The 8902-nt window shown below is 62.4% G+C and carries 8 protein-coding genes; all 8 read right to left on the bottom strand.

Translation table 11 applies throughout. The features are described from left to right. Positions 1–139: 139 nt before the first annotated feature. The 8 genes from lpdA to L4923_RS26540 all read right to left on the bottom strand — a co-directional run bounded on the left by lpdA (position 140) and on the right by L4923_RS26540 (position 8849). Positions 140–1546 (bottom strand): dihydrolipoyl dehydrogenase, encoded by a 1407-nt coding sequence (lpdA, locus tag L4923_RS26575; RefSeq protein ID WP_239370122.1) that lies wholly within the window; start codon positions 1544–1546, stop codon positions 140–142. Positions 1547–1571: 25 nt separating this feature from the next. Then, complete coding sequence (locus L4923_RS26570; protein WP_239370121.1) at positions 1572–2327, bottom strand: SDR family oxidoreductase; 756 nt, start codon at positions 2325–2327, stop codon at positions 1572–1574. Continuing rightward, positions 2324–2806 carry a hypothetical protein gene (locus L4923_RS26565; RefSeq protein ID WP_239370120.1) on the bottom strand — a complete coding sequence of 161 codons (483 nt, stop codon included), beginning with the start codon at positions 2804–2806 and terminating at the stop codon, positions 2324–2326. The genes L4923_RS26570 and L4923_RS26565 overlap by 4 nt, the downstream gene beginning before the upstream one ends. Before the next feature lie 6 nt (positions 2807–2812). Further along, entirely contained in the window at positions 2813–3454 is a 642-nt protein-coding gene (locus L4923_RS26560) for a LysE family translocator (RefSeq protein WP_239370119.1), read from the bottom strand. Between the two features lie 26 nt (positions 3455–3480). Next, positions 3481–3894 (bottom strand): MAPEG family protein, encoded by a 414-nt coding sequence (locus L4923_RS26555; RefSeq protein ID WP_239370118.1) that lies wholly within the window; start codon positions 3892–3894, stop codon positions 3481–3483. A 27-nt stretch (positions 3895–3921) separates the two neighbouring features. Next, complete coding sequence (locus L4923_RS26550; protein ID WP_343304244.1) at positions 3922–4269, bottom strand: MAPEG family protein; 348 nt, start codon at positions 4267–4269, stop codon at positions 3922–3924. A gap of 188 nt (positions 4270–4457) precedes the next feature. Next, a complete protein-coding gene (gene odhB / locus L4923_RS26545; RefSeq protein WP_239370117.1) occupies positions 4458–5720 on the bottom strand; it encodes a 2-oxoglutarate dehydrogenase complex dihydrolipoyllysine-residue succinyltransferase in 1263 nt (420 codons plus the stop codon). Positions 5721–5861: 141 nt separating this feature from the next. Beyond that, a complete protein-coding gene (locus tag L4923_RS26540) occupies positions 5862–8849 on the bottom strand; it encodes a 2-oxoglutarate dehydrogenase E1 component (protein WP_239370116.1) in 2988 nt (995 codons plus the stop codon). Positions 8850–8902: the final 53 nt, after the last annotated feature.

The raw sequence follows: 8902 nt of genomic DNA, 5'->3' as shown, positions 1-8902 counted from the left end.
CCGCAAAACCGGCCCCGGGCGCCCCGGGCCAAAAACCGGTAGACGCATTTAAACCCACCGGCCCGCGTTGGGGGGGGCCGTTTTCTTTTGGGTCGCGCGAAAGCGGCGCGATGGTCGTTCCGTCAGACGGCTTCGGCCATTAGAGATGGATAGGCTTGAAGAAGGTGGCGAGAGCCGCTTCCTTGACCGCCTCCGACATGGTCGGATGGGCGTGACAAGTGCGGGCAAGATCTTCCGATGAGCCGCCGAATTCCATCAGGACGGTCGCCTCATGAATCATCTCGCCGGCGCCGAAGCCTAGAATGTGTACGCCGAGCACGCGGTCGGTTGCCTTGTCGGCCAGGATCTTCACAAAGCCGTCGGTGTGGAGCATGGCGCGGGCGCGGCCGTTGGCCGTGAACGGGAACTTGCCGATCTTGTATTCGACGCCTGCCTTCTTCAGTTCCTCTTCGGTCTTGCCGACAGAGGCAACTTCGGGGCTGGTGTAGACGACGCTTGGGATGACGTCGTAATTCACATGGCCAGCCTGGCCGGCAATGGTCTCGGCCACGGCGACGCCCTCGTCTTCGGCCTTGTGGGCCAGCATCGGGCCGGCAATTACGTCGCCAATCGCATAGATACCTGGCACATTGGTGCGCAGATGCCCGTCGGTCTTGACGCGGCCGCGCTCGTCCACCTCAACACCGGCCTCCTTGAGCCCGAGTTCGTCGGTGTAGGGCCGGCGTCCCGTTGCGATCAGTACCGCATCGGCTTCGATGGTCTCGGCGGCTCCGCCCTTGACCGGCTCGAAGGTCACGGTTGCGCCCTTCTTGGCCTTGGCGACGGCGGTCACTTTGGCGCCGAGCTTGAAATCGAAGCCCTGCTTGGCCAGCATGCGCTGGAATTGCTTGGACACTTCGCCATCCATGCCGCCAAGGATGGTGTCCAGGTATTCGACCACGGTGACCTTGGCGCCCAGGCGGCCCCAAACCGAGCCGAGTTCGAGCCCGATGACGCCGCCGCCAACCACGACGAGGTGGCCCGGCACCTTCTCCAGCGACAGCGCGCCCGTGGAGGAGACGATCACCTTCTCGTCGATGTCGACTTTCACCCCAGGGATGCCGGCCACGTCGGAACCCGTGGCGATGACGATATTCTTCGCCTCGATTTCTTGCACCTTGCCATCTTCGCCAGTGACGGAAACCTTGCCGGCCGCCACCACCTTGCCCGTACCGCGGAAGGCATCGATCTTGTTCTTCTTGAACAGGAAGGCGACACCGTTGACGTTGGAGGCAACGGTTGCGTCCTTGTGCGCCAGCATCTTTTTCAGATTGAGTTTCGGCGTGCCGACCTCGACACCAAGCGTGTCGAAGGAATGCTGGGCCTCGGCCAGCATCTCGGAGGCGTGGAGCAGCGCCTTGGAGGGAATGCAGCCGATGTTGAGGCAGGTGCCGCCATAGGTCTCGCGCTTCTCGATCACGGCCGTCTTCAGGCCAAGCTGCGCGGCCTTGATGGCGCACACATAGCCACCGGGGCCAGATCCGATCACGACGACGTCATAAGCCATGGTCTTGTCCTTCCTGCCTGGGCGGTCAGCGGCCGCCGCTTACGTTCACAATGGAGCCCGTCGTATATGATGCCGCGTCCGACAAAAGCCAGAGCACGGCTTGGGCGACTTCTTCAGCCTTGCCTTCGCGTTTCATCGGCACGGCGTTGCGCATTGCTGCGACCCGTCCCGGCTGACCGCCAGAGGCATGGATTTCGGTGTCGATGATGCCTGGACGCACGGTGTTGACGCGGACGCCCTCATCCGCCACTTCGCGGGCAAGCCCGATGGTAAAGGTATCGATAGCGCCTTTGGAGGCGGCATAGTCAACATATTCGCCGGGCGCGCCGAGCGTCGCCGCGATCGAGGACAGGTTGACGATCGAACCGCCCTTGCCGCCGCGCAGTGTCGACATGCGTTTGATCGCTTCGCGGGCGCACAGGATCGAGCCGACGACGTTGACGCGCATCATGCGCTCCAGCCTCTCAACGCTCATCTCGTCGACGCGTGCCTTGCGGTCGACCACGCCGGCATTGTTGACGAAGGCGTCGAGCCCGCCGAAGGTCCTGTCGACGGCTTCGAACATGGCGATCACGTCGGCTTCATTGCCGACATCGCCTTTGATGGCAAAAGCGTCGCCGCCACCGGCCTTGATTTCCGCGACCACGGCCTCGGCCGCCGCTTCGTTCGAGGCATAGTTCACCGCCACGCGGTAACCCGCCCGGGCAGCCAGCCGGCACACGGCTGCGCCGATGCCACGACTGCCGCCGGTGACCAGCAAGGTCTTTCCGGAAGCGGTCATTCCTGGCAACCTTTCATTACAAAGACATCCCAGGGCAGTTTGGGAAGCTTGTCCTTCAGGGCAGAGCGGGCGAGCTGTCCGGCGAGGTCCGGGAAGATCAATGTGCCGGGCGCGTCCTTATGTTCGTTTGGCAGAAGACCGACCGTCCCGGTCGTATCCGCCGTATAGACCACGCCTTCCCAGACGGTGCAGGCGGCAAGCTCCTCGCCGGTGACGTCGCCTTCCGGGCATTGATGCATGAGGGTGCCGTGCGGGCGGGCCGCATCGCTGCTCCACAGCACGACGCCGTCCAGTACGATATCCTTGCCCAGCAGCATCTTGAAGCTGTTGGTGGCCGTGGCCGAGCCCATTGTCGGCCGGAAATCGATCTCCGCCACCTGTTCACGCTCGCCATAAACGGCAAGCTCGATCGGGCATGCCGCCAAAGAAGGCGAGGCAGCGAACAGAGCCAGGGAGGGTATCAGGGATGGCAGTCGCATGTGAGCTCAGTTCGCCTGTTGCGTGGCCAGGCGTAGGCCGAGGCCGATGAAGATCACGCCGGTGACACGATTGAACCAGCGACCCCAGGCGACAAATCGAGCCCTGACCGAAGCGACGGTAAAGAAGGTCGATACGCCGACGAACCACAGGATCAGCGTTGCTGCCATCAGCAGGCCATAGACGACCTGAATGGACGCTGGCGTGTCGTGACTGACCAAGGCCGTGAACAGCGATAGAAAGAACAACACCGGCTTGGGGTTCAACGCGTTGGTGGCGAAGCCGATCAGGAAGCAACGCAGCGCCGAAACTGGCATTGCCGGCGTGATGTGTGAGGCGGCTTTTTCATCTGGCATGTCGAAGGCGCCGGCGCGCAGCGATTTCCAGCCGAGATAGATGAGATAAGCAGCACCGGCCCATTTCAGCATGCCGAACAGGAACAGCGACTGGGCAACGATGATGCCGATGCCGAGGATGGTGTAGCCGATGTGAAACAGCAGCGAGGCGCCGATGCCGAAACTGGTGACGATCGCCGCACGCCGGCCGTGCACCAGGCTTTGGCGCACCACCAGCAGGAAGTCGGCACCCGGCGAGACCACGAGCACCGAAAACACCGCCATCAGGCCGAGGAATTCGTAGACATAGTGCATCGGTTGGTGCCCCTCTCGCGATCCGGCTAAGCCATCAGCCTGACCACCATCAGCGCGAGGCCGAGGATGGAAACGAACCAGACGAGTGTACGCAGCACTGGAACACCGGCCGCGTAAAGAAATACATATACGATGCGCGCCGCAAACCAGAGCCAGGCGCCCGTTGCGCCAAGGCCGCCGGTCTTGCCGGTGACGGCAAGGGCCAGCGCCAAGGCGACGAAAGCCGGATAAGTCTCCAGCAGATTGCTCAGTGCGCGCTTAAGCCGGCCGGGCAGAACATTTCCCGGCTCCTTCGGCTGATCGCGCGGACCGAGCAGATATTTCAGGCCGAGATCGCTCGACAGGTCGAGCGACAGGGCCTGAACCAGAATATGGACCAGCAGGAAGATGACGCTCCAGCCCAGCACCCAGATCTCGGTCGACGCTGCTGCAGCTTCCATCATTCCTCCTGCCGCTCGTCTTTCATGTCAGCCTATCAGCCTGACCAACATCATCACCAGGCCGATGACGGAAGCGGTCCAGACGATGGTACGCACCACCGGAACCCCGGCTGCGTAAAGTATGACATACAGCACGCGCGCAATGATCCAAAGCACCGCGCCGGTCGCTGCAATGCCGCCGGTCTTGCCGGTGAGAGCCAGGGCCAGAACCAATGCGATGAAGGCCGGATAGGTCTCAAGCAGGTTGTGCAGCGCCCGCAGCAGCCGCCCGGCCAGAACACTTTTCGATACGCGCGCTTCGTCACGCGCGCTAAACAGATATTTCGGGCCGAGGTCTCCGATGAACGAAGCCTGGGCGATGACCTGTACGAGCAAGAGTGGCACTCCAGCCAAGAACCTGAACTTCAGTCGATGCTGCAACAGCTTCCATATTCCTTGTCCCCTTTTGCCGAGAGGCGCCTCGCGCCCCGCTGCGTTCAGTTACAAGCGAAAGTCGTTTGCTGGCCGGTCATTTCGACCGGCCAGGAAGAATAATCTTATCCAAGCAGCAACGGCAGCCCGCCTTACAGGTCCAGCACCAGGCGTTCCGGATCCTCCAGGCTTTCCTTGACACGCACCAGGAAGGTGACGGCTTCTTTGCCGTCGACGATGCGGTGATCGTAGGAAAGCGCCAGATACATCATCGGGCGGATGACGATCTGCCCGCCGACGACCATCGGACGCTCCTGGATCTTATGCATGCCGAGGATACCCGACTGCGGCGCATTCAGGATCGGCGTGGACATCAGCGACCCGTAGACGCCGCCGTTCGAGATCGTGAAGGTTCCGCCCTGCATGTCGGCGACCGAAAGCTTGCCGTCGCGCGCGGCGATGCCGAGGCGACCGATTTCCTTCTCGATCTCGGCGATCGACATGGCGTCCGCGTCACGCACCACCGGCACGACAAGACCCTTGTCGGTGCCGACGGCGACGCCGATATGGGCGTAGTTCTTGTAGATGATGTCGGTGCCGTCGATCTCGGCGTTGACGGCGGGGATCTCCTTCAGGGCGTGGGTCACGGCCTTGGTGAAGAAGCCCATGAAGCCGAGCTTCACGCCGTGCTTCTTTTCGAAGATGTCCTTGTATTTGGCGCGCAGGTCCATCACCGCCTTCATGTCCACCTCGTTGAAGGTGGTGAGCATGGCGGCCGTCGACTGCGCATCCTTCAAGCGGCGTGCAATCGTCTGGCGCAATTTGGTCATGCGCACGCGCTCTTCGCGCACTGCGTCGCCTTCGGCCGATGGTGCACGTGGCGCCGCTGGCACCTTCGGCGTTTCAACCGGCTGCGACGGCGCGCCCTTGGAGATGGCGTCCAGAACGTCGCCCTTCAGCACCTGGCCGCGCTTGCCGGAACCCGAGACCTGGTCGACGGCGATATTGCTCTCGGCGAGCAGCTTGGCAGCACTCGGCGCCGGCGGCATGGTCCGCGCCTCTATCGGGCCCTCGCCGGCGATCTTGTCGCTCTGGGCAGCTGCTTCCTTGACGGTCGAGGCCGCGGTTGGGGCCGAAGCCTGGGCAACCGCCTCCGGCTTGGTGGCGGGCGTGCCTGCGCCGGCACCGATCGTGCCGAGCAGCGCGCCGACGCCGACCGTCTCGCCTTCCTTCACGGTGATCTCTTCCAGCGTGCCGGCAGCAGGAGCGGGCACTTCCACCGTCACCTTGTCGGTTTCCAGCTCAACCAGCGGTTCGTCGGCGGCAATAGCATCGCCAACCTTCTTGAACCACTTGCCGATGGTCGCTTCGGTGACCGACTCGCCGAGTGTCGGGACTTTGATTTCGGTAGCCATGTGCCTGTCCGTTGTTGTCGGTTGGGTTCGGTATGTTAGATCGGAATGATGATTGGACGAATCTTCATTCCGATCTAATTCTCTATTGCGGCATGATCTTTCCCGAAAACCGGTTCCCACTTTTCGGGATCATGCTCCAGCTCAGCCGCCGAGCGCGTCTTCGAGAAGGGCAGCCAACTGCGCCAGATGCTTCGACATCAGGCCGGTGGCCGGCGATGCTGCAGCCGGACGGCCGGTGTAGCGCACGCGCTGGTGCTTGGCGTCGATATGGGCGAGCACCCATTCCAGATAGGGGTCGATGAACGACCACGCGCCCATGTTCTTGGGCTCTTCCTGGCACCACACCATCTCCGCATTGCGGAAGCGCGACAGTTCGGTGATCAGCGCCTTGGCCGGGAACGGATAGAGCTGTTCGACGCGCAACAAGTAGATGTCGTCGATGCCACGCTTCTCGCGTTCCTCATAAAGGTCGTAATAGACCTTGCCGGTGCACAAAACGACGCGGCGGATCTTGGAATCCTTGACCAGCTTGATCGCCTGGTTCGGCAGCAGTTGCGCATCATCCCACAGAAGACGGTGGAACGAGCTTTCGCCCGACAGCTCGGCGATGGTCGACACCGCGCGCTTGTGGCGCAGCAGCGACTTCGGCGTCATCAGGATCAGCGGCTTGCGGAAGTCGCGCTTCAGCTGCCGGCGCAGGATGTGGAAGTAGTTGGCCGGCGTCGTGCAGTTGGCGACTTGCATGTTGTCTTCGGCGCAAAGCTGCAGGAAGCGTTCGAGGCGTGCAGACGAGTGTTCCGGCCCCTGGCCTTCATAGCCGTGCGGCAGCAGGCAGACGAGACCCGACATTCGCAGCCACTTGCGTTCACCCGACGAGATGAACTGGTCGAACACGACCTGTGCGCCGTTGGCAAAGTCGCCGAACTGTGCTTCCCAGAGAGTGAGTGCCTTGGGGTCGGCCAGCGAGTAGCCGTATTCGAAGCCGAGTACGGCTTCTTCCGAGAGCATCGAATTGATGACCTCGTAACCCGCCTGCGCCGGCGACAGGTTGTTGAGTGGGATGTAGCGGGTCTCGTCGCGCTGATCGTAGAGCACGGAGTGGCGCTGCGAGAAGGTGCCGCGCTCCGAATCCTGGCCGGAAAGGCGGATCGGGTTGCCGTCGAGCAGGATCGCTCCGAAGGCGAGTGCCTCGGCGGTCGACCAGTCGATGCCTTCGCCGGTCTCGATGGCCTGGCGGCGGTTTTCGAGGAAGCGTGCGATGGTCTTGTGCGCCTCGAAGTCCTTCGGAACTTCGGTCAGCTTCTTGCCGATTTCCTTCAGCGTCTTGACCGGCACGGCGGTCTTGCCGCGGCGCAGCTCGTCCTGCTGGTCCGCCGAGCGCAGGCCGGACCACGCGCCGTCCAGCCAGTCGGCCTTGTTGGGCTTGTAGGCCTGGCCGACTTCCCACTCGCTTTCCAGGTGCGCGCGCCAGTCGGCCTTCATCTTGTCGAGGTCTGCCTGGGCAAGATGGCCTTCGGCGATGAGGCGGTCGGCATAAAGTTGCACGGCAGTCTTCTGCGTGCGGATCTTGCGGTACATGATCGGCTGCGTGAAGGCCGGCTCGTCGCCCTCATTGTGGCCGAAGCGGCGATAGCAGAACATGTCCACAACTACCGGCTTGTGGAACTTCATGCGGAATTCGGTGGCCACCTTGGCGGCGAACACCACGGCCTCCGGATCGTCGCCATTGACGTGAAAGATCGGCGCCTCGATCATCTTCGCCACATCCGATGGATAGGGCGAAGAACGCGAGAAACGCGGGTTGGTCGTGAAGCCGATCTGGTTGTTGATGATGAAGTGCAGGGTTCCTGCAACGCGATGGCCGCGCAGGCCCGACAGGCCGAGGATTTCGGCAATCACGCCCTGACCGGCAAAGGCGGCGTCGCCATGCAGCAGCAGCGGCATGACCTTGGCGCGTTCGGCAAGCGGCACGATCTCGCCGCGCTCGCGGCCAACGAGTTGGTCCTGCTTGGCGCGGGCCTTGCCCATCACCACCGGGTCGACGATTTCCAGATGTGAAGGGTTAGCTGTCAGTGACAGGTGCACCTTGTTGCCGTCGAACTCGCGGTCCGAGGAGGCACCAAGGTGGTACTTCACATCGCCCGAGCCCTCGACGTCGTCGGGAGCATAGGAACCGCCCTTGAATTCGTGGAAGATGGCGCGGTGCGGCTTCGCCATCACCTGCGAAAGCACGTTGAGGCGGCCGCGATGAGCCATGCCGAGCACGACTTCCTTGAGGCCGAGCTGGCCGCCGCGCTTGAGGATCTGCTCAAGCGCCGGGATCAGCGATTCACCGCCGTCGAGACCGAAACGCTTGGTGCCCTTGTACTTAACGTCGAGGAACTGCTCGAAGCCTTCGGCCTCGACCAGCTTCTGCAGGATCGCCTTCTTGCCCTCGGCCGTGAAGGAGATCTCCTTGTCCGCGCCTTCGATGCGGGCCTGGATCCAGGCCTTTTCCTCAGGGTCGGAGATGTGCATGAACTCGACGCCCAGCGTCGAACAATAGGTGCGCGTCAAGATCTCCAGCATCTGCCGGATGGTGCCGAACTCGAGGCCCAGCACGTTGTCGAGGAAGATCGGCCGGTCGTAATCTGCCTCGGTGAAGCCGTAGTTGGCAGGCGACAGCTCGTTATAGTCCTCGAGCGGATTGGCTATGCCGAGCGGGTCCAGCTTGGCGTGCAGGTGACCGCGCATGCGGAAGGCGCGGATCATCATGATGGCGCGTACGGAATCGCGGGTCTGCTGATGGACGTCGGCCTCGGAGATGGCAACGCCGTTGGTGGCGGCCTTTTCCTTGACCTTCTTCTCAATGGTCTTTTCGACCAGGCCCCAATTGCCGTCGAGTGCGGAAACCAGTTCGCCATTGGCGACGAGTGGCCAGGAAGGACGCGCCCAGGATGCGCCCTTGGCGTTCTTCTGCACGTCGGCGGCGTCATCCTTCAGCGCCGCGAAGAAATCCTGCCATTCCGGATCGACCGAGGCCGGATTGTCCTCATAGGCGGCATAAAGCGCGTCGATGTAATCGGCGTTTCCGCCATAGAGGAACGAAGTGAGGGAAAATTGGTCGTTGGCCTGATCTTGTCGTGCCATCTGCCTTATCGGAGCTCAGCTCCGTCTCCTTTGTGAAGGGGAGTCGGGCAGTA

The organism is Terribium retamae, assembly GCF_022347545.1.
GTDB lineage: Bacteria > Pseudomonadota > Alphaproteobacteria > Rhizobiales > Rhizobiaceae > Mesorhizobium > Mesorhizobium retamae.
The sequence above is the reverse complement of the archived record's forward strand: the minus strand, read 5'-3'. Positions and strand labels throughout refer to the sequence as shown.